Origin of the sequence: Tardiphaga robiniae (genome assembly GCF_013359755.1) — a bacterium.
In the GTDB taxonomy this organism is placed as follows: Bacteria; Pseudomonadota; Alphaproteobacteria; order Rhizobiales; family Xanthobacteraceae; genus Tardiphaga; species Tardiphaga robiniae.
In genome coordinates this window covers 80979-101519 of record NZ_JABMCJ010000076.1, presented here as the reverse complement: position 1 = coordinate 101519, position 20541 = coordinate 80979, and the positions used below count along the sequence as shown (strand labels likewise).

Below are 20541 nucleotides of genomic sequence, written 5' to 3'. Positions count from 1 at the left end.
GCGACGAACCGTCCGATGACTGCCGAGACCGACCACGATCGCCAATCGATGACGGCGCAGAATCCGGTTCTGCACGAGCCGGCCCGGCGCAGCGGCAGCATCGTGCTGGTGCTGCTGATTGCCGCCGCGATCATCGCCTGCGCCGTGGCATTCATGACTCTCGGCCGCGCCCAGGCGCAGCCCTATATTCTGGGCCTGCTGGCGCTGCTGGCGATGGTCGGCCTGTTCGTGTTGTTCGCCTTTGCCGCCGGTATTGTCCGCTTTGCCGATCGCACCTCCGACGATCCGATCATGCGCACCGTGGCCGATCATGCCTTTGACGGTATCGCGGTCACCGATGCGCGGGGCCATGTGGTCTATGCCAATGCTGCCTATCTCGCTTTGACCGGCGCGGCCTCCGCGCAGGATGCGCGACCGGTCGAGCGCGTCTTCATCGGCAATCCCGACGTCTCCGAAGCCGTCTTCCGCCTGCTCAAGGCTGCCCGCGAGGGCAAGCGCCAGCAGGAGGAAGTCCGTGTCGCAGCGCCCGACGGCAGCCATGGCCGCTGGCTGCGGATGCGCGTGCGTCCACTGGGTGAAGGCAAGCGCGAAGCCAAATCCACGGTGTGGTCGGTGGCCGATATTTCCCGGGATCGCCAGCGCCAGGAAGACGTGTTCCAGGAACTGCAGCACGCCATCGAATATCTCGATCACGCGCCTTGCGGCTTCTTCTCAGTCAATCCAAAGGGCGAGCTGGTTTACGTCAACGCCACGTTGGCGAACTGGCTCGATCACGATCTTGCCGAGATCGGCTCCGGCGGTCTGAAGCTGACCGACATCGTCTCCGGTGACGGCGCCTCGTTGCTGACGTCCATTGTGCCGATGCCCGGCGAAGTCAAAACCGAAGTCTTCGACATCGACCTGCGCATGCGCAACGGCAAGACCATGCCGGTGCGTCTCTATCACAAGCTCGCTTTCGGCGCCGACGGCGTGCCGGGTGCGTCGCGCACCCTCGTCATCAGCCGCGCGCGCGACGAGCGCTCGGATCCGCAACGCGCCGCCGAAGTGCGCTTCATGCGCTTCTTCGACCATACGCCGATGGCGATCGCGACGGTGGACCGCGACGGCACCGTGGTGCGCGGCAATGCCCGCTTCGCCAAGCTGGCGCAGAGCCTCAACACATCGGGCGCCGTCAACAAATCGATCCTGGCCGCCGTCAGCGACCGCGACCGCAACCAGCTCGTCGCGGCCATCGGCCACGCCGCCCAGGGGCAGGGCGATATCCCGCCGGTGGAAGCGCTGCTGGAAGGCGCCAAGGAACGCTGGGGACAGTTCTTTGTCACCGCCGTGGAGGAGAACGAGCGCGAGACCGAAGCCGCCATCGTCTACATGCTGGAGACCACCGAGCGCCGCACGCTCGAGAACCAGGTCAACCAGGCGCAGAAGATGGACACCATCGGCCAGCTGGCCGGCGGCATCGCGCACGATTTCAACAACGTGCTCTCCGCCATTATGATGGCCAACGACTTCCTGCTGAACGCGCACAAGCCGACAGATCCGTCGTTCCAGGACATCATGCAGATCAAGCAGAACGCGACGCGCGCGGCGACGCTGGTGCGCCAGCTGCTCGCATTCTCGCGCCGCCAGACGCTGCGCCCGACGGTGCTCAATCTTGGCGATGCGCTGTCCGATATCGATCTGCTGCTGAAGCGCCTGATCGGCGAGAAGGTCAAACTCGAAGTCGTGCACGGCCGCGATCTGTGGCCGGTGAAGGTCGACATCTCGCAATTCGAGCAGGTGATCGTGAATCTCGCGGTCAATGCGCGCGATGCGATGCCGGACGGCGGCGCGTTGACTGTGCGCACCGTCAACGTCTCGGCCGAGGAAGCCGGGCGGCTGTCCTACAAGGGCATGCCGCCATCGGACTATGTGCGTATCGATGTCAGCGATACCGGCACCGGCATTCCCGCCGACATCGTGGAGAAGATCTTCGAGCCGTTCTTCTCCACCAAGGATGTCGGCAAGGGCACCGGCCTCGGCCTCTCCACAGTGTACGGCATCGTCAAGCAGACCGGCGGTTTCGTCTATGTCGATTCAGAGCCAGGTAAAGGCACCACGTTCCGCATCTTCCTGCCGCGCCATCACCAGGAAAAGGAAGTCGCTCCCGATCCGGCGATCGCGGCCGCCGTCGCCGCCAAGGAAGCCGCTGCCGACGCCAAGCCGCGCGCGGACCTGACCGGGCAGGGCACCATCCTGCTCGTCGAGGACGAAGAGGGCCTGCGCGCGCTGAACGCCCGCGGTCTGCGCTCGCGCGGTTACACGGTGGTCGAAGCCGGCAACGGCGTCGAAGCGATGGAGCTGTTCGACGAGCAGAACGGCGCCATCGATCTCGTGGTCTCCGACGTGGTGATGCCGGAGATGGATGGACCGACGCTGCTGAAGGAGATGCGCGCCCGCAATGCGGATATTCGCATCATCTTCGTGTCAGGTTACGCCGAGGAAGCCTTCGAAAAGAGCCTGCCGGAAAACCAGCAATTCGCCTTCCTGGCCAAGCCGTTCGCCCTGAGCGCGCTGATCGCCAAGGTCAAGGAAACCATGGCGCCGAATTAACGGAGCGCCGCTGGCAATACCATCCTGCCTTCTAATGCGCATTCACCCCGCAATGCAGCATAAGTGTTTGAAAGCAAGATGACTCTTGCGCCAAAGGTTCAATGACGAGCCGCGACCGAGGGCCGCAGCGTTTACCCTCGAACGGTGCTTCCCTTTTAGGCTGGGGTAGCCATGTTAGGGGTGTTTTCCCCCTGCCGGGGATTGAGGGAATGACCATGACTTTCACGTTCAGCATGCGCGGCGTCGTCAAGACGATGGCCGTTGTCCTTTCGCTGGCGATGCCGCTCACAATTGCAATCTCCTCTGCCGACGCCCGCGTTGGCGGTGGCAGCAGCTCGGGCTCGCGCGGCAACCGCACGTTCTCGGCCCCGCCGAGCACGTCGACGGCGCCTAACGCAGCTCAGCCGTTCAACCGCACCATGCAACAGCCGGGGTCGCCCGGCATGAACAGCGCGACCACGGGCGCAGCCAGCAAGGGCGGTTTCTTCAACCGTCCGGGCATGGGCATGCTCGGCGGCCTCGCTGCCGGCTTCCTCGGTGCAGGCCTGCTCGGCATGCTGTTCGGCGGTGGCTTGTTCAGCGGCCTCGGCGGCATCTCCTCGATCATCGGCCTGCTGCTGCAGGTCGGCCTGATCATCATCGTCGTCCGCCTCGCAATGTCCTGGTGGCAGCGTCGCAACCAGACGGCGTCGGCCTATGCCGGTCCGGCCAGCTCGGCCTATACCGGCCCGGCCAATGGTCCCGACCAGAACCAGGCACACATGAACCAGGCGCAGCAGGGTTATGGCGCACAGCCGACCCAGCGCAGTGGTCTCGGTGGCTTCGGTTTCGGCGGCTCGAACAATGACAAGCCGATCGAGATCGCGCCGCAGGATTACGAAGCTTTCGAGAAGCTGCTCAGCGACGTGCAGGCCGCCTGGTCGAACGAAGATGTGGAGAAGCTCGGCAAGCTGTCGACGCCGGAAATGGTGTCGTACTTCGCCAAGGACCTCGCCGAGAACAAGGCCCGCAACGACATCAACAAGGTGTCGGATGTGAAGCTGCTGCAGGGCGACCTGGCGGAAGCCTGGCGCGAAGGCGACACCGACTATGCGAGCGTCGCAATGCGCTTCTCGCTGGTCGACAAGACGCTGGAGCGTGGCACCAATCGTCTGGTGGCTGGCAGCGAAACGCCGATCGAAGCGACCGAGATCTGGACCTTCGTGCGCCCGCGCGGCGCCGATTGGGAACTGTCGGCGATCCAGCAGGCGTAAGCCTTGCGTCATCGAAATCGGACAAGCGCCGCGGATCATTCCGCGGCGCTTTTTGTTGGCCTCATGCGTGTGCATTACCAGGCGATGATCTCAATAAGAGAGCGGGAATAATCCGCCGGATGACGTGTTGGTCAGTTGCGTCCCATCGCGACTGGCGTTGCGTGGCTACAAAAACAAATTGGAGGAATCGATGCCCACTATTCTCTCGACCACGACCCGTCTCGGCCTATGCGCCGGTGCTGTCGCCGTCTCGCTCGCAGCAACGTCGCCATCGTTCGCGCAGGGCGCGGATACCAGCTTCTTCGTCACCAGCAATGGTATCGGCAATGGCGGCAATCTGGGTGGCCTCGCCGGCGCCGACAATCATTGCCAGACGCTGGCACAGGCTGCAGGCGCGGGCGCCAAGACATGGCGCGCTTATCTCTCGACGCAGGCCGCCGACGGCAAGCCCGCGATCAATGCGAAAGATCGCATCGGCAACGGCCCATGGAAGAATGCCAAGGGCGTCGTCGTTGCCAAGGATGTTGCCGATCTGCATGGCGCCAGCAACAATCTCTCCAAGCAGACCTCGCTCAGCGAGAAGGGCGACGTCATCAATGGCCGCGGCGATACGCCGAATCGCCATGACGTGCTGACCGGCTCACAAGCCGATGGCACCGCCTTCGCCGCCGGCGAGGATCGCACCTGCAAGAACTGGACGAGCAGTACCCAGGGGGCCGCCATGGTCGGTCATATCGATCGTACGGGGCTGAACGAAGAACCGCCGTCCAAGTCATGGAACACCTCGCATCCGTCGCGCGGCCCCGATGGCGGTTGCTCGCAGAACGACCTGAAGAGCACCGGCGGCGACGGGCTGCTGTACTGCTTCGCGTCGAACTGAGTTCTGTTGCGGCAGACGAGCGGCAATACACTCCGCCATGGCCGGGCCTGTCCCGGCCATGGCGCGTTTTGCGGCGGTAGCTGGACGATGGTGCGGAGTTCTCGCCGGACCAGCGCGGCGAACGAATTCCGCGGTGAACAGTTACCCTGGCACCCCCTGACGCGACATTGGCGAGGTTCTGCATGCGATATGAGCTGTATTATTGGCCGACGATCCAGGGCCGCGGCGAATTCGTGCGCCTGGCGCTCGAAGACGCCGGCGCGGACTACCGTGATATGGCGCGCGGCAAGGGCGGAATGGTCGCAATGACGAGGATGCTCGGCAGCAAGAAAGGCATTCCGCCATTCGCCCCGCCATTTCTCAAGGCAGGCAAGATGGTGATCGGCCAGACAGCGAACATCCTGTTCTATCTCGGCCCACGTCACGGTCTGGCGCTGAAGTCCGAAGCGGCGCGACTGCAACTGCATGAACTCCAGCTCACGATCACCGATTTCATTGCCGAAGTGCACGACACCCATCACCCGATCGGCGTGTCGCTCTATTACGAGGATCAGAAAGGCCCGGCCAAAAAGCGCAGCGCTGAATTCCTGAAAGAGCGCGTGCCGAAATATCTCGGCTATTTCGAGCGGATATTGAAGGCTGGCGAGGGCGCCTATGTCACTGGCCGCAAGGCGACCTATGTGGATCTGTCATTGTTCCAGATCGTCGAAGGACTGCGCTACGCATTTCCGAAACGCATGAAAAAATTCGAGCGGGAGATCCCACGCCTGATCGATTTGCATGACCGCGTGGCGGCTCGCCCGAACATCAAGGCCTATCTCGACAGCGACCGCCGCATTGCCTTCAACAAGGACGGCATCTTCCGGCACTACAAGGCGCTGGACAAATAGCGCCGCGCAGCTCGCGTGGCGGGGTTACCAGAGCCCCGGACACAGACGATAGCGGACGCGCGTCGTATAGTCGGTGTAGCCGGGGAGGCCGTCCCGCAAGGTGCGCTCTTCGGCCGTCGTGCGCCATGCGAACAGCACGGCCATGATCAGCGTCAGCGCGGTACTCCACCACGAGCCAAGCCAGAGGGATGTGCCGAGAAAAAACAGGATGGCGCCGCTATACATGGGATGACGCACGAGATGATACGGACCGGTATCGATGACGTGCTGGCCGCGGTCGCGTTGAAGCTTGATGACCGGTGCGGCGAAACTGTTTTCGCGCAGGACCCAGAATGAGATTGCCATTCCCGTGATTGCGAGTGCCGTACCCGCGACCTGGACGCCAACGGTCATTTGCGAAAGACCGACGCGCTGATCCAGCCCCGCAACGATCAGCCAGACCAGTGCCACGGTAAAGAACGCCACCATGAAGACGCGGTCCGCTGTGGGCTGCCCCTGCTGTACGACGGGGCGCATGCGTTCTTCAAACAGCGCGGGATCGATTTGGATCAGCCACAGGCCGCCGCCAAGGCCGAGCAGGATCATGAAGAGCAGAAATGACCACGCCGCCGGCCATTGCCAGGTCCCGGCGGCGGTGAATAAAACAGCGCCGATCACGCCGAACCAGACCAGCGTCCGTATCACGAGACGAACGATCATGCCGAACCCCTAAGCTGCGCATCCGATACCAGATTCGCGGCAGTGATGGGGCAGGCCTCGCGTCAACGCGACCGGCGGCCGGTTTCTGTCCGACGGTGCCGAGTTAAGCGAGCTGATCGATCCGGGTGCCCTGGCCGGGCGGCAGTGCTGCACGCGGTGGGGGCGGTGCGGTGCGGCTGTCGTTGTCGTCGTTCTTCTTCGGCTCCGGCGGCTTTGCCTCGATCGGCTTTACCTCAGCGACCGGTGGTGCGCTGCTGACGCTTGAAACGCTCATTACAAATTCCCTGTTTCCAACTCTTGCAGTCGGACAATGGGGTGTGCGCCAACAAGGAGTTGGTAAATCAGGCGCCGCAATTTGCAACAATCGGGGCGGATCGGAAACGGTGGTAAACGCGCCGTCCAGGACTTCACTACAATTGAAACGAATTCCTCATTCGTCCTTGCCGCGGGAGATCGTGATGTTCGCCGATGTTTTGTTGCGGGTGCAGCGCAGGTCGAGCCGGCGATAGCGCAGCTTCACGTCGTCGCCGCGGAAAATCCCCATACGGCCGAGACATCGCGTGGTGCCCTTCACCGTATCCGGCTTGGGAATCGTGAAGATGACGGCTGCCGCACTGGCGACGAGATCGGTGAAGGCTGGCGCCGGCTTGCGGGTCGCGGACGCCGCATAGAGCTCGTTGCTGAAATTGCGGCTGGCGCAGCCAAGTCGCAACTGCTTCGCCGCCGGATGCGACAGGTAGATCACATTGGCTGCGGTGCGCCCGACGCTGAGCCCGTCGATCTGGCTCTTGAGCTGCCGCGCGAGATCATCGCAACGGTCGGCGCGGGCAGGCGAAGCGGCAAGGGTTATGGTGGCGAGCAGTACCACAGCCGAAAAAATGCCGCGCAGGCGGTCGATGGACATTCCAGATTCTCCTCAATCCCCGGTCGCACTGAAACGCGGGACGCCACTTTATGCAAGGCGCGGCGGGCGCAGCCGGTTACTGCTGGAACAGGGGGATTATCCCCGCGATTGCGGGCCTGTCCCCCTGTTTTGAACCCTTCAAAACTGTCCGGAAACCGCCTACAAGGGCCTCAAATTCCCTCCCTTTTTGAGGCCCCATCCATGAACGCTCCCACCGCTTTCCCTGATCCGAAGCCCGTCCCGCCCTACAAGCACACCCCGCTGTTTCCGCTGGGCGCAGACACCACCCCCTACAAGAAGGTCACCACCGAGGGCGTGCGGGTCGAGAAAGTGCTGGGTAGGGACATGCTGGTGGTGTCGCGGGATGCGCTGAAGGCGCTCTCGGAGGCCGCGTTCGGCGACATCAACCACTATCTGCGCCCCGGCCATCTGCAGCAGCTGCGCAACATCCTGGACGACAGCGAAGCCAGCCCGAATGACAAATTCGTGGCCTTCGACTTCCTCAAGAATGCGAACATCGCCGCCGGCGGCGTGCTGCCGATGTGCCAGGACACCGGCACCGCAATCATCATGGGCAAGAAGGGCTGCAACGTCATCACCGATGGCGACGATGAGGCGGCACTCTCGGAAGGCGCCCGCGACGCCTATCTGCGCCGCAACCTGCGCTATTCGCAGGTCGCGCCGCTGACCATGTATGAAGAGAAGAACACCGCCAACAACATGCCGGCGCAGTGCGAGATCTATGCCGAGGGCGATGACGCCTACAAGTTCATGTTCATGGCCAAGGGCGGCGGCTCTGCCAACAAGAGCTTCCTGTTCCAGGCGACGCCCTCCGTGCTGACCAAGGATCGTCTGCTCGCCTTCCTCAAAGAAAAGATCATGACGCTGGGCACCGCTGCGTGCCCGCCGTATCACCTCGCTATCGTCATCGGCGGCACCTCCGCTGAGCTCTGCATGAAGACCGTGAAGCTCGCTTCGGCCCGCTATCTCGACGCGCTGCCGACCCAAGGCTCGCCGGATGGCAACGCCTTCCGCGATCTCGAGATGGAGCAGGAAATCCTCAAGATGACGCAGTCGTCCGGCGTCGGCGCGCAGTTCGGCGGCAAGTACTTCTGCCACGACGTTCGCGTCATCCGCCTGCCGCGCCACGGCGCGTCGCTGCCCATCGGCCTCGGCGTGTCGTGCTCGGCGGATCGCCAGGTGCTCGGCAAGATCACCAAGGACGGTGTCTATCTCGAAGAGCTCGAACATAACCCCGCGCAGTATCTGCCGCAGGTGGAGCAGGCGCTCGGCGGCGAGGTCGTGAAGATCGATCTCAACCAGCCGATGAAGGACATTCTGGCGACGCTGTCGAACTACCCAACCAAGACGCGCCTGTCGCTGACCGGCACCATGATCGTCGCGCGCGACTCGGCGCATGCCAAGCTGCGCGATCGCCTTGAGAAGGGCGAGCCGCTGCCGGATTACTTCAAGAACCACCCGGTCTATTACGCCGGCCCCGCCAAGACCCCGGAAGGCTATGCCTCCGGCGCATTCGGCCCGACCACGGCCGGCCGCATGGATAGCTTCGTCGACCAGTTCCAGGCGGCGGGCGGTTCGATGGTGATGGTTGCCAAGGGCAATCGCGCCGTTGCGGTGCGCGAGGCCTGCAAGAAGCATGGCGGCTTCTATCTCGGCTCGATCGGCGGCTCGGCGGCCAACCTCGCCGAACACTGCATCAAGAAGGTCGAGGTGGTCGAGTATCCCGAACTCGGCATGGAAGCGATCTGGCGCATCGACGTCGTGGATTTCCCGGCCTTCATCATTATCGATGACAAGGGCAACGACTTCTTCAAGGAATTGAACCTCGGTTGATGCTGCGACCTCTTGGCGTCATTGCGAGCGCAGCGAAGCAATCTAGAAAGCTACAAGCGAAGACTGGATTGCTTCGTCGCAAGATGCTCCTCGCAATGACGGCTGAGAGGATGTCGTGACCTTCATTGGCCTCGATGGCTTCAGCAAAGGCTGGGTCGCCGTCACACTCGACGGCGACCACCGCTCCATCGATTTTATCAGCGACATTTCCTGGCTCACGACGCAGCGCTTTGCCCGTGCGGCCATCGATATTCCCATCGGCCTCGGCGATGACGGCGTGCGGTGCTGCGATCAGCTGGCGCGCAGGAAGCTCAGCCCCCACGGTTCGCGCGTATTCTCCGGCGGACGTCGCTGGCTGTGGCAGGACTTCACCGATCCTGACCTCGCCAACGCGGAGGCCGAGAGGCGCGGGCAGAAGAAAGTCTCACGCCAGCTCTGGCATCTCGGGCCGAAGATCATGGAGGTCGACGGCTTCGTGCGGGAACAGCGCGATCTCGATATCCGCGAAGCCCATCCCGAACTTGTCTTTCTCCGCCTGAACGACAATCAACCGCTGCCGTCCAAACACACTGAGGAGGGGCTGGCGCTCCGCCGTCATCTGTTGCTGGCGAATGGCTTCAGCGACCTTGACGACTGGCTCACTGCCAGGCGCACGCGCACCGGCGCAAAGCGGGATGATGTGCTCGATGCCTGTGCGGTGGCGCTGGCCGCGCGCGATTGCGTGGGCTGTCTGCCGGAAGGCAATGCACCGCGCGATGTGCTGGGCGTGCCACAGCAAATCTGGTTTTAGCTCAACTGCAATTCGTCACCTGGCTCGAGCATAGCCGTCGCCACCAGCCGCGGACGCCGTCGTGGCTTTCCACCAGCGCCCAGAAGCCGCTGCAGGCGAGAACGCGCTTAGGGCCACCGTCGGCGCTGATCTCGCTGCCACCTTCGCCTTTGGCCGGCGTCCACTGCGCGTCCACATGCGGCGCCTGGAACAGTCCGCCCATCCGCGTGTCGCCATTGGCATATTGCGCGCCGACCTTGCTGGCTGAGACCCAGCCGCGGCCGCCATAGGGTTTTGGATGATTGCGCGGATAGACGCTCGCGTCTTCGTAGTCCTTCCCGGGCGGCGTTGCGCCTTCGATCAGGAACCAGCCATCCTTGAAGCCGATGATGGAAAATTCCGTCAGCCAGCCTCCGTCAGGCACGTTCTCACCTTTGCTCTTGAATTTGTAGGGCGGCGGCAGTGTGCCGAGCACCTTGGCCTTCGTCGATGGCCCGGCGCGCACGTTCAATCCGTTGGGATCGCGCTCGGTTGACCAGCCATGGATATCGCAGGGAACGGCGCCATCCGGCAGCGTGCCGCGCGTCTTCAGCAATTCGGCGTGGAGTTGGCGATATTCCGCATCGTCATGCGCGGCGCTCAGTACACGCGGGATGTTGCTGTTCAGCGTGACGTCACGCGGGCGTAGCTCAGCTGACAGGGTGGTCAGCTTGCCGTCTCTGCGCACGAGTTTTGCGACCAGCATCTCACCGGCATCGAAGGCGCTTGCCGCTGTCTTGGGATCGTTAGCACCGGCTGGATAGGTCGCGACATATCCGACCGGCGCTTGCGGATCGGACATGTCGACATGAAACGCCTGACCGGCCACGCGGTCCGGCGGCACGAAGGCACGGGCGCTCGCAAACCACTCCGGTGTCTCCTGCGATAGCAGCTCCGGCGGCGGCGTCACGGGTTGCGCAAAGGCGGTGCCGGCGGTGATGAGGCCGGCGATCAGGATGGCGATTCGGGTCATGGTTTTGTGTCGCGGCACCAGCGATTTGGTTCGACAAAACGCGACTCAGGCTTGCAGCAACCCCGCTGAATTTCGATCTGTGCGCGGGACTCGATTCTCCGGTGACTCGCAAGGATGCGGAGGAAAAAGAAAAGCGGTGACGACTCAGGCGGCGCTGTTCCAATAGCGAACAGACTGCAGATGAATTCGAGGCCGCGCCATGTTGGATGCTCTGAAGCTGAATGCGACGGTGGTGACGTTGTTGGCCGCAGCCAGTGCCGTCAACGGGATCATATTTTATCAGTATCTGTGACGAATTGTTCACATCGGCATGCGGCCTCTCCGCATCCGGTTTTGCGTTGAACCTTTTCGCCGGCCGCGCGCCTCATCCCAGGGGTGGCAAACCGGAGTGTAACAGGTGAACAATTTTCATCTGGTCGTCGTCACTGCAGTTATGCTCGCAAGTCCGGCCGCGGCCCGCGCCCAATCCATCATTCACTCCGAACTGACCCGGACCACGCTGGCATCATCCATCGATGTAGCCGGCCGCACGACACTGACGGCGTCCGTGACCAGTGAACGCGGTGGGGGCGTCCCGGGCGGCATCGTCCGCTTTGTCGATGAGACGACGCTCATGGTGCTTGGCTGGGTCGATGTGGCCCATCCGTCGCTGGTGGTCCAGCGACTGCCGCCGGGTCCGCATCGCTTCCGTGCGGATTATATGGGGACGTCCAACTATCTGCCCGTCGTGGTGCAGCCGAGCCAATCCGCGGTGGTGGAGGAAACCATACGCGTCATGCCGGCGGTGGCGCTGTCGTCGTCCGAGAATCCTTGTCCGTCTGGAGCGGTGGTCACGTTGACGGCCGCGATTGCCGGCGGTGTTGGCATTCCGAAAGGTGCCGTCACCTTTCGCGATGGCGAGCAGGTTCTTGCGACCCATGTCGGCCTCGATCGCGCCGGCACGGCGTCGTTCACCACCTCGGCGCTGGCGGATGGCACGCGCTGGATCACGGCTGAATATGAGGGCGACACGGTTCATGCGCCCGCGGCATCGCCGCCGCTGACGGTGGATGTCGGAGTAGCCCGTTTGCGAAGCTCGCTGTTGCGTACGAGCGACTAGGCGCCCATCTGCGGCGCCGTCGCTGCAGCTGCGCGAAGCTTGCGGCCGACGATCACCCGGAACACGACATACTGGATCGCGAAGGCCAGCACCTTGGCGCCAATGGCTACGACCGACACATAGAACGCCCACAGCTTCATATCGCCGGTCATGGCCACAGCGATGACACCGGCGCCAAGCGCGAACATCAGCGCGGCCCAGGCATAGCCCGCAGCGGTCACATATTCAGGGATCGTCTCGCTGACGATAGGTGGCAGGTAGCGCAGCATCCAGCCCTTGCGCAGCATGATCGCACCGATGGCGAAATGCCCGATGCTGGGCTTGGCCAGCACGAAGCGCGGATCCTTGGTCAGCAACGTCGCGCCGCCGAGGACCACCACCAGCGCGAGACTGGCATAGGTCATTACATCAAGCCTCGAGCCCTTGATGCGGGCATAGACAAACTGTGCGACGGCACCCGCAATCGCCACGCAGGTCGCCAGCAGGACGTCACCGGTGACGAGGTAGAGCACCAGGAAGACGATGGTGGAGAAGAAATCCTGGCCAAGTTTAGCGAATACGTCCTTCATCGCAGTGCTCCCAATGCAGTCGAGATGGTCAGGCGTCGATTTGCAGGCGAAATGGATCAGGGCTTCAGCGGTTCAGCCGGTTTCACTGCACCATATTTCGCGCGACGATACTGTGGGTACCATTTGGTGAAGGCAACGGCAGAGTTGCGCGCGGCAAAGGCCACCGCAAAGCCGATCCACAGTGGCAGCGAGGGCATGTAGATGATCAGCATGTCCGCCACCAGCATCAGCACAAATGCGCCGGCCCAGGCCCAGGTGAGGATGTAGTTCGCCTTCATGAAGCCGGGCAGCTTCGAGGTTTCGGCGTCGACCATCTCGCGGGCATATTGCAGCGTGAAGGGCAGGCGGATCGCCAGCGACAGCAGCACGATTGAGAGCAGGCCGACATCGACGGCGAGGCGGACGGCCACCGCGCTCCAATTGCCGTCGACCAGCGTGATGTAGCAGCCGAGCGCGCTGAAAATCAGCACCGAGCCTGCTGCAAGCATCTTCAGCGAGCCGCCGCGGATCACGTCCCAGACCACGATGCCGAGCGACAGCGCGGCTGCGGCGAAGAGGCTGATCGCGACCGATGACACCATCATCAGGATGGCGAAAGCACCGAACGGGGCGATGATGAGAAAGGAAGCCATGGCGTTTCCAGTTCGGGCTATCTTGACGTTGTGAAGATGAGTTGCAGGCTCGCCTACGAGGTCGTCGTGTCGCTGCTCATTATCCTGCGATCATATGTCTTGTTGTGAGAGCGGGCAGACATTGCCGACCGGCGTGAAAACGTCATGAGAGGCCGAGGCGGCCGCGCCGGATGGTTCGATACCGACGAGCGTGGTCCCGGTCACAACCAGCACGAGGGCCAGGCTGCCCCAGCTTGCTGTCCGGGTCATCATGTCCGGCCTGCGATATGCGGTTCGTGCGAGAACGAACTGCGTAGCAGCGCTTGCGATGGCGACGGCAGTCGCGATCAGCACGTCTCCTGCGACCGCAAAGGTCGTGAAAAAGGCGATGGTGGAAAGGAAGCCGATGGCCAGCTTGGCGAGGACGTTGATCATGGCGTGGTTCCGCGCGCTTGTTGTCGAATGAGTACTTTGTCGTTGTGCTTCAGGAGGCGATGGCAGCCGCGCCGATCATGAGAAAGGAGGCCACGCTGTTTTCCTGTCGCTCCATCTTTACGTTGTCAAGATTTCTTCTAGGCCTTGCCCGCGGGCTCGTCAACAAAAATCTTTACACTGTCAAAATTATGTGAGGCGAGATCTTTAACTGTCATTGGATCAATGGTTTAGAAGGAATTAACCCAGTTGCCGTGAAAGCCTGCTGGTACCCGGTGACCGAGCTGGACGAGAGCGATCGGCCCCGCGGCGACATCGGTGGCATTGAACACTGCCAGATCGCTGCGGTTCTGCCGGGCGCGCCACACCACCGCAAGCAGCCAACCATCGCCTTCGGCTGCATTCTTGCCGCGCGCGACGAAGACCGGCTCCGAAATGCTGTCGCCGAGCGGCAGCATGTATTGCGCCAGCCGCGCGCCTCCGCGTCCAACATGCACGAGGCCTGAAAATGCGCTGCTGGCTCCCGGCGCCGGATTATCGCAGGCGTACCAGCCTTGCGTACTCACAAGGCCCGAACGCCGTTCGTCGATGCGCGGGAATTCGCCGGTGACGTCGTCGAGATAGGTGCGGGTGAAGCGATCAGTATTGGCTGCCAGATCGAAGGTCCAGCGACACAGCCGGGCATTGGATTTCGCAGGATCTGTCGGCGAGCCGTCGGGATGCGTGAACAGCGGCGCTTCCTCGGACTGCATGACGTCGGCGATGATGCGGTCGCCTTCCTCCCACGCATTCATCACATGGAAGACGTAGCAGGCTTCGGCGCGAAACCACTTGATATCATCCGCACTGCCGCCGCGCTTCATCACGCCGACATAAGAGCCCTTGTCCGGCTCCCACGCATAGGGCGAACGACCAGACCGGGCGCGATCCATGCTGCCGGTGATGGGCAGGATCGGAAACAGCAGGTGGTTCTCGGTGACGATGAAGTCATGCACCATGCTGGCATAGGGCGCATCGAAACGTTCGAAGCGCGTGACGATGCCCGATGAATCGATTGCGCCGAACGAGATCGTCGGACTAAAGATTCCCCGGGCATTGTAGCCGAAGAAGGTCATCTCTCCGGTAACGGGATCGATCTTCGGATGCGCGGTGAACGGCCCGCCAATGCGCCCGCTATAGTTCTGATAGCCGAGCGTCTTCAGCGTGCCCGGTTCGATCTCGGTTGGCGCATGGCCTTCCTCCAGCGCGAGCAGGCGGCCGGCATGAAAGACGATGTTGGTATTGGCCGCGCCTGAGTCATTGCCAAGTGAAGCGGGGGCATCCGGCATTTTCTGGCCGAAGCCGCGATAGAGCGCGCGGCCGGCATCGTGCTCAGCGAGAAATTTCGGCGTGTGGATCCAGCGATTGCGATAGCTCGCGCGGCCGTTCTCTATGTGAAAGGCATGCAGCATGCCGTCACCGACAAACCAGTGCGAGCCTTTGGTTTCGAATTGAGGATTGGGGCCGTTGCGGTAGAGCGTGCCGTTGAGCTCACGTGGCAATTCGCCGACGACTGTCAGGAATGGCGCGTCACACTCCATCGGGATCGGCGCAAGATTGTCATGAGCAGCCTCGATCGGGTCCAGCAGCGCCATCGTTGTCTCCCATGCTGTTATCTTTACGTTGTCTAGATTGCTAGATGTGAGCGGTCGGCCCGTCAAGCAAAATCTTTACAGTGTAAAAATGACGACCTATAACATGACCATGACGAAGCAGGCCAAGACCGCGAAACCGCGCGCCGTTCCGCAAGACCGCCGCAAGAAGGTCGCAGGAATTTCGCAAGCCAAGGGCGCGGCTAAAAAAACCGCCGGCGCCGAATCTCCCTATCATCACGGGGACTTGCACGGCGCGCTGCTGAAAGCCGCGGAAATCGTGCTGGAGCGCGATGGACTATCTGGCCTGACGCTGCGCGCCGTCGCCCGCGAAGCCGGCGTCTCGCATGCGGCTCCGACGCATCACTTCGGCGATCTCACCGGCCTCGTCAGCGAACTCGCCGCTATCGGCTTTCGCAACTTCAACGCCACAATGACTGCAGCTGGTGCGAGCGGCACGACGCCGCTCGAAAGCGCGCTCGCCCGCGCCAAGGCCTATCTCGCTTATGCACGTGCGCAGCCCGGCATGTATCAACTGATGTTTCGTACCGAGCGGCTCGACATGACGCGGCCGAATCTGCGCGAGGCAGCCAATGCATCCTTCGCCGGTCTTGCCAGCGTGGTCGGTGCACATCATCCGGGCAATGTCGCGACCGATGCGCTGACCATCGAGCAGGCCGCACAGATCGCGCGGACATGGTCGCTGGTGCATGGTTTCACCATGCTGACCCTCGATGGCCGCCTCACTGACATCCTGCGCCGCTTACCCGATGGCACCGACGCAGAGAAGCTGTTCGTCGAGATGCTGAAGATCACCGTCGCCAGGGCGATGGAGACGCCGAAGTAGCGAAACTCTTTGCGAAGCGCCTGCGTCGTGTGCAGGCGCTGTTTGCGGTAGCTATCGCTGTCCGTCATGCACCGAGATATCGGACGCGGCCAGCCCGCCAATACGTGCATGCGGTCTTCCGCCGGTGGCCATCACCAGGCCGAAGGCGATCTCGTCGCGGCGCGGGCCATCCCAGATGGTCATTTCAGCAGTGTTGAAATGACTGCGGACATAGGCCGCTTCGATATGGCCCAGCGGCACCATCAGTCGTGTGCCGATTCCGCCGACGGTCTTCGCAGCCGGCACGATGGCCTTGGGCTGGCCGAGAATCTCGCGCATCGCCCAGCCGCCGGCTTCATGCCACACCGCCGCGTGCTCAAGCTCGCCGTCGTCGCCCACGATCATTCCCTTGCCGTAGGCTTCGATCTTGTCCTTGCCGCCAAGCGCCTGAACGAGTTCGGCCGCAAGTTTGCGTCCAAGTTCGCGTAGTTCGGCCTGGAAGGCCATCAGGTCCGGCTCGTATCGACCAGCAAAAGGATTGCGGATAATCGCAAGCGCCGTGCCGACATGGAGCGGCTGCGAGAGACGCGGCCCACGTTCGTGCCAGACCGTCTCGACGGAAATCTGGGTCTTGCGAATGTCATAGGATGTCATGGCTGACCCAGTCCGTGTTTTGCGAGCGTTGTGAGGAAGCCGTCCGCTGACTACTCGTCGATGACGGGATTGCTGAGGATGCCGAGCTTCTCGATTTCGACTTCGACGACGTCGCCGGCCTTCAGGAAGATCGGAGGCTTCCGCGTAAAGCCGACGCCGGCAGGCGTTCCCGTTGCAATGACGTCACCCGGGACGAGGTCGAAGATTTCCGACGCATAGTTGATCAGCCGGGGAATCGAGAAGATCAAAAAGGATGTGTCCGAGGATTGGACGACGTCACCATTCACGCGGGTTTCGAGCTTGAGCTTGGTGGGATCGCTGACTTCATCGGTCGTCACCAGCCACGGGCCGAACGGTCCGGTGCCGACGAAATTCTTGCCGGCCGCGATCTGCTGTGCGTGTCGCTGATAATCGCGGACGCTGACGTCGTTATAAATCGAATAGCCCGCGATGTGATCCATGGCTTCGCTCTCGGGAATGTGTCGACCGCCCTTTCCGATCACGACGGCGAGTTCACCCTCCCAGTCCAGATGCGTGGAGACCTTCGGTCGGATCACCGGCTGGTTGTGGCCAACCTGTGAGCGCCAGACCCGCAGAAAGATCGGCGGGAATTCGGTGATCTGACGGTCCATGCCATGAGCCACCGCTTCCTTGTGGTGGTCGAGATAGTTGCGCACCGCGCAGACGATCTTTTCGGGGCGGGGGATCACCGGCAGGTAGCTGATGTCCGAGAGCTTCAGGTCCGGCTTGTGTCCGTCAACAATCTGGTCGCGCTTGGCGAAGTCGGGGCTGGCGATGAAATCGGCGAGCGTCGGATAGTGCGGGAGTGCCTTGCCGAGATCGACGATCGCGTCGTTGACGACGGCTCCCCAGCTCTCGCGCTGCTGATGGCTGAAAGACAAGAGCTTCATGATGAGGCCTTTCCGTTAATCCTGGATATCAAAATTTCGTAAGTGGATTATATTTTCGAAAATAATGTCTGGCAAGAGGGCTAACGAGGCCTGACGGCGCTTTCCACGTGTGACGTGGGGCGCACGGTCGGTTTCTTCGCCGACTAGCCGGCGATCCCGTCTCAGGATTCAGTCAGCAGATGAGACGCGTATTTCACGACATTGTCGGAGGTGCTGCGGATGTGCCGGTCGATCAGGGACGTGGCCAGTGCCGTATCGCGGGCAATCGCGGCCTGCATGATGGCGCGATGCTCACCGACCTTGTCGCGTGGTTGGGGGCGAAACATGGCGGACAGGTTTCGATAGCGTTCGGCGCGCTCGAACAGCGAAGCCCGAATGCCGAACAACGTCGGGGAGCGCCCGCACGACACCAGCGCCTCGTGAAACTGGCGGTGGGCGATCTGCCATTCCGGATTCTCGACGTGATTACCGGGAAGCCTTTCCTCAATGCGTCCCAGCCTGTGCAGGGTCGACATAACCGCTATTTCCCAGTCATCTCCGCCATTTGCGATGGAGCGGCTGAGCAGTTCGATCTCGATCAGGATCCGGGTCTGGGTGATGTCGATCAGGTCGTCGCTCGTAACGGGCGCCACGCGAAAGCCACGCTGCTCCTCGGCAACGACCAGGCCGTCCGCCGTCAGCGACGTCAGCGCCTCGCGCAGCGTCGTGAAGCTTGCGCCGAAAGCGAGCTTCAAGGCATCGAATTTTAGCGGTTCGCCAGGCTTGAGCCGGCAAGCGACGATATCCTGACGCAGTCGGTGCGTGATATCGACTGCGAGTGTTTTGCCGAATTCTTTGCGCGATTTGACGGCCGAAGCAGTCATGGAATGGACCTCAGATTCCGCCGGCTGATGGTGCCGGCTGGTTGCAGAATGCCGGCGCATGACCGCTATTGCAATAATTTTCGTAATAGGACATATTTTCGAAAATATCTTCTGCAGGGTGGATTCATGAAGGCTGTGCTGGTTCATCGTCCCGGTGGTCCCGACGCGCTCGATTATGTCGATGTCGCCATTCCGGCTCCGGGCCCGAAAGAGGTGCAGATCAAGGCGGAGGCTTTTGGCGTCGGCCAGCCGGACGCCTTGATCCGGCGCGGCGTTTACAAGTGGATGCCGCCACTACCGGCCAATCCGGGGAATGATGTCGCCGGGCGCATCTCCGCGGTCGGTCACGGTGTTGTCGGTATCTCGGTCGGGCAGAAGGTTTTGCTGAGCGCCCGCGATCTGTCACAGCGCGGCGGCTGTTACGCCGAATATGTGGTGGCGCCGGCCGATGCCATTCATCTGTTGCCTGATGCCGTCGATCTTCAGGACGCCGTCTGTCTTGCCAACTATCAAGTGGCCTGGGCGCTGCTCCATGAATGCGGTGGGCGTAATCCCGCTGGCAGTGTGCTTGTGATTGGTGCTGCGGGCGGCGTCGGTACGTCGATCGTGCAATTGGCGAAGCTGGCAGGCATGACGGTGATCGGTACGGTCAGCACCCCCGAAAAAGCCCGGTTCGCCAAATCCAACGGCGCCGACCACGTGATCTTCTATCGTGACGAGGACGTCGTCGCGCGGACGCGCGAATTGACCGGGGGGAGCGGCGTCGGCCTCGTGCTCGACCATGTTTGCGGTCCCGAATTCGTCTCCTATCTTGGCGTGCTCGGCAAATGGGGGACGCTGGTCTCCTACAACGCCTTCGCCGGCCTTCCCGAAGAAAACTTGATGGGAGAGATGCGGAAGTATCTCGACGTCTGTCCGGCTATCCGCTGTTTCTCCTTTCACATCTACGATCATGACCGCGATGCGCGCCGCGCCATCATGGGGAAGTTGATCTCGCTGCTTGGGCGCGGGGAGATCAAGCCCGCAATCTCGGCACGGCTGAAATTATCCGAGGTCCGGCAGGCGCACACGCTGCTGGAGTCCGGGGGCGCGCTCGGCAAGATCATCATGACCCCGTAGGCGAACGGCTATCGGTCTGGAACGAGATACGGAGGACCACATGATCAAGGTAAAACGCATCAGGCATGTGACGTTCGTTACGCCTGATATCGACAGGCAGATCGACTACTATCAAGCGGTGGTCGGACTCGGTGTGGTGACGCGTGACGCTAGTCGCGCATCGCTGGCCACCGACTCGGATGAACTCGCCGTCGTCCTGCAGCGTGGCGATCAGGCGGCCTGTCGGCGATTGACCTTCGAAGTGGCGCTCGATCTGGATTTCGCCGACCTGGTGGCTACACTGTCGCGCGCTGGAATTGCGGCTGAGATCCAGTCCGATCCGCTTCCTGGCGTGTCCCGTTCGGTGCTGTTCCGCGACTTCGAGGAAATGGAGATCGAGCTGCTTGCGGGGCCGACATTCGCTGTCGCGGAGCAGCCTGTCGGCGGCATTGCAGCCGACCGCCTCGGCCATATCGCGCTCTACACGCAAGACCCGCTGAAGGCGTCGAAATTTTATGGTGACGTGCTGAATTTCCGGGTGTCGGACTGGATCGAGGACGCCTTCGTCTTCATGCGGTGTGGTGTCGATCATCACTCCGTCAATTTCGCGCGCGGCCCGGGTCGGCGATTGCATCACGCGGCGTTCGAGCTCCGTGATGCCTCGCACATGCATCGCGCCTGCGACCTGCTCGGGCGCAAGAAGATGCAGATCCTGTGGGGACCGGTTCGTCATGGCCCGGGCCACAATGTCGCGATCTATCACCGCGACCCCGATGGCCATCTCATCGAACTGTTCTTCGATCTCGATCAGATGATCGATGAAGATCTCGGCTATTTCGAACCACGCCCGTGGCACCGGGATCGTCCGCAGCGCCCCAAGGTCTGGGTAGGTCTCCCCCGAGATATCTGGGGGCCGGCTCCATCGCCGGAGCTCGCGGAGTTCAAACGCAAGGCGACATGACATCGCTGCCGACAAAGTCGCCGCGATGAAGCGACA

The 20541-nt window shown here is 62.2% G+C and carries 21 protein-coding genes; 10 read left to right on the top strand and 11 right to left on the bottom strand.

Translation table 11 applies throughout. The features are described from left to right. Positions 1-15 precede the first annotated feature (15 nt). From cckA to HP556_RS07935, 4 genes are all read left to right on the top strand, one after another. On the top strand, positions 16-2589 hold the full coding sequence (gene cckA / locus HP556_RS07950; RefSeq protein ID WP_175366552.1) for a cell cycle histidine kinase CckA: 2574 nt from the start codon (positions 16-18) through the stop codon (positions 2587-2589). 215 nt (positions 2590-2804) lie between these two features. Continuing rightward, positions 2805-3842 (top strand): Tim44 domain-containing protein, encoded by a 1038-nt coding sequence (locus tag HP556_RS07945; RefSeq protein WP_120291871.1) that lies wholly within the window; start codon positions 2805-2807, stop codon positions 3840-3842. Positions 3843-4032: 190 nt separating this feature from the next. Beyond that, on the top strand, positions 4033-4722 hold the full coding sequence (locus tag HP556_RS07940) for a lectin (protein WP_175366551.1): 690 nt from the start codon (positions 4033-4035) through the stop codon (positions 4720-4722). Between the two features lie 182 nt (positions 4723-4904). After that, positions 4905-5612: a glutathione S-transferase gene (locus HP556_RS07935; RefSeq protein WP_175366550.1), complete on the top strand. Its 708-nt coding sequence runs from the start codon at positions 4905-4907 to the stop codon at positions 5610-5612. 24 nt (positions 5613-5636) lie between these two features. Here the strand turns inward: HP556_RS07935 and HP556_RS07930 are convergent, their stop codons facing one another. The 3 genes from HP556_RS07930 to HP556_RS07920 form a co-directional block, all read right to left on the bottom strand. Beyond that, complete coding sequence (locus HP556_RS07930; RefSeq protein ID WP_175366549.1) at positions 5637-6311, bottom strand: methyltransferase family protein; 675 nt, start codon at positions 6309-6311, stop codon at positions 5637-5639. Positions 6312-6414: 103 nt separating this feature from the next. Then, complete coding sequence (locus HP556_RS07925) at positions 6415-6585, bottom strand: hypothetical protein (RefSeq protein WP_170849544.1); 171 nt, start codon at positions 6583-6585, stop codon at positions 6415-6417. Positions 6586-6741: 156 nt separating this feature from the next. Further along, a complete protein-coding gene (locus HP556_RS07920; protein WP_120291358.1) occupies positions 6742-7215 on the bottom strand; it encodes a hypothetical protein in 474 nt (157 codons plus the stop codon). Positions 7216-7416: 201 nt separating this feature from the next. Here HP556_RS07920 and HP556_RS07915 point away from each other — a divergent pair, with 201 nt between their 5' ends. Further along, positions 7417-9069: a fumarate hydratase gene (locus tag HP556_RS07915; protein ID WP_089265165.1), complete on the top strand. Its 1653-nt coding sequence runs from the start codon at positions 7417-7419 to the stop codon at positions 9067-9069. A gap of 115 nt (positions 9070-9184) precedes the next feature. After that, entirely contained in the window at positions 9185-9859 is a 675-nt protein-coding gene (locus HP556_RS07910) for a DUF429 domain-containing protein (protein ID WP_175366548.1), read from the top strand. A 1-nt stretch (position 9860) separates the two neighbouring features. Here the strand turns inward: HP556_RS07910 and HP556_RS07905 are convergent, their stop codons facing one another. Then, the gene (locus tag HP556_RS07905; protein WP_175366547.1) at positions 9861-10850 is read right to left on the bottom strand and encodes an SH3 domain-containing protein; all 990 of its coding nucleotides are present in this window, start codon (positions 10848-10850) and stop codon (positions 9861-9863) included. A gap of 397 nt (positions 10851-11247) precedes the next feature. Between HP556_RS07905 and HP556_RS07900 the strand changes: the two genes are divergently transcribed. Continuing rightward, positions 11248-11949 carry an Ig-like domain-containing protein gene (locus tag HP556_RS07900; RefSeq protein ID WP_244527907.1) on the top strand — a complete coding sequence of 234 codons (702 nt, stop codon included), beginning with the start codon at positions 11248-11250 and terminating at the stop codon, positions 11947-11949. On the opposite strand, the gene HP556_RS07895 is transcribed toward HP556_RS07900, so the two are convergent. The 4 genes from HP556_RS07895 to HP556_RS07880 all read right to left on the bottom strand — a co-directional run bounded on the left by HP556_RS07895 (position 11946) and on the right by HP556_RS07880 (position 15195). Next, a complete protein-coding gene (locus HP556_RS07895; protein ID WP_175366546.1) occupies positions 11946-12518 on the bottom strand; it encodes an inner membrane-spanning protein YciB in 573 nt (190 codons plus the stop codon). The genes HP556_RS07900 and HP556_RS07895 overlap by 4 nt on opposite strands. Positions 12519-12574: 56 nt before the next feature. After that, positions 12575-13150: a hypothetical protein gene (locus HP556_RS07890; RefSeq protein WP_093756607.1), complete on the bottom strand. Its 576-nt coding sequence runs from the start codon at positions 13148-13150 to the stop codon at positions 12575-12577. A gap of 90 nt (positions 13151-13240) precedes the next feature. Continuing rightward, positions 13241-13564, bottom strand: a complete 324-nt coding sequence (locus HP556_RS07885; RefSeq protein WP_115029860.1) for a hypothetical protein — start codon at positions 13562-13564, stop codon at positions 13241-13243. A gap of 227 nt (positions 13565-13791) precedes the next feature. Next, on the bottom strand, positions 13792-15195 hold the full coding sequence (locus tag HP556_RS07880) for a carotenoid oxygenase family protein (RefSeq protein ID WP_175366545.1): 1404 nt from the start codon (positions 15193-15195) through the stop codon (positions 13792-13794). A 103-nt stretch (positions 15196-15298) separates the two neighbouring features. On the opposite strand from HP556_RS07880, the gene HP556_RS07875 reads away from it, so the two are divergent. Further along, a complete protein-coding gene (locus HP556_RS07875; protein ID WP_246297493.1) occupies positions 15299-16039 on the top strand; it encodes a TetR/AcrR family transcriptional regulator in 741 nt (246 codons plus the stop codon). 51 nt (positions 16040-16090) lie between these two features. Here HP556_RS07875 and HP556_RS07870 read toward each other — a convergent pair whose 3' ends face one another. The 3 genes from HP556_RS07870 to HP556_RS07860 all read right to left on the bottom strand — a co-directional run bounded on the left by HP556_RS07870 (position 16091) and on the right by HP556_RS07860 (position 18593). After that, positions 16091-16672: an amino acid synthesis family protein gene (locus HP556_RS07870; RefSeq protein ID WP_175366544.1), complete on the bottom strand. Its 582-nt coding sequence runs from the start codon at positions 16670-16672 to the stop codon at positions 16091-16093. Positions 16673-16722: 50 nt separating this feature from the next. Then, entirely contained in the window at positions 16723-17583 is an 861-nt protein-coding gene (locus HP556_RS07865; protein WP_175366543.1) for a fumarylacetoacetate hydrolase family protein, read from the bottom strand. Between the two features lie 161 nt (positions 17584-17744). After that, positions 17745-18593 carry a GntR family transcriptional regulator gene (locus tag HP556_RS07860; protein WP_420878656.1) on the bottom strand — a complete coding sequence of 283 codons (849 nt, stop codon included), beginning with the start codon at positions 18591-18593 and terminating at the stop codon, positions 17745-17747. On the opposite strand from HP556_RS07860, the gene HP556_RS07855 reads away from it, so the two are divergent. Then, positions 18573-19565, top strand: coding sequence for a zinc-dependent alcohol dehydrogenase family protein (locus HP556_RS07855; RefSeq protein ID WP_175366542.1), 993 nt, complete (start codon positions 18573-18575; stop codon positions 19563-19565). The genes HP556_RS07860 and HP556_RS07855 overlap by 21 nt on opposite strands. 40 nt (positions 19566-19605) lie before the next feature. Next, positions 19606-20505, top strand: a complete 900-nt coding sequence (locus tag HP556_RS07850; RefSeq protein WP_175366541.1) for a VOC family protein — start codon at positions 19606-19608, stop codon at positions 20503-20505. The last annotated feature ends 36 nt before the right edge of the window (positions 20506-20541 follow it).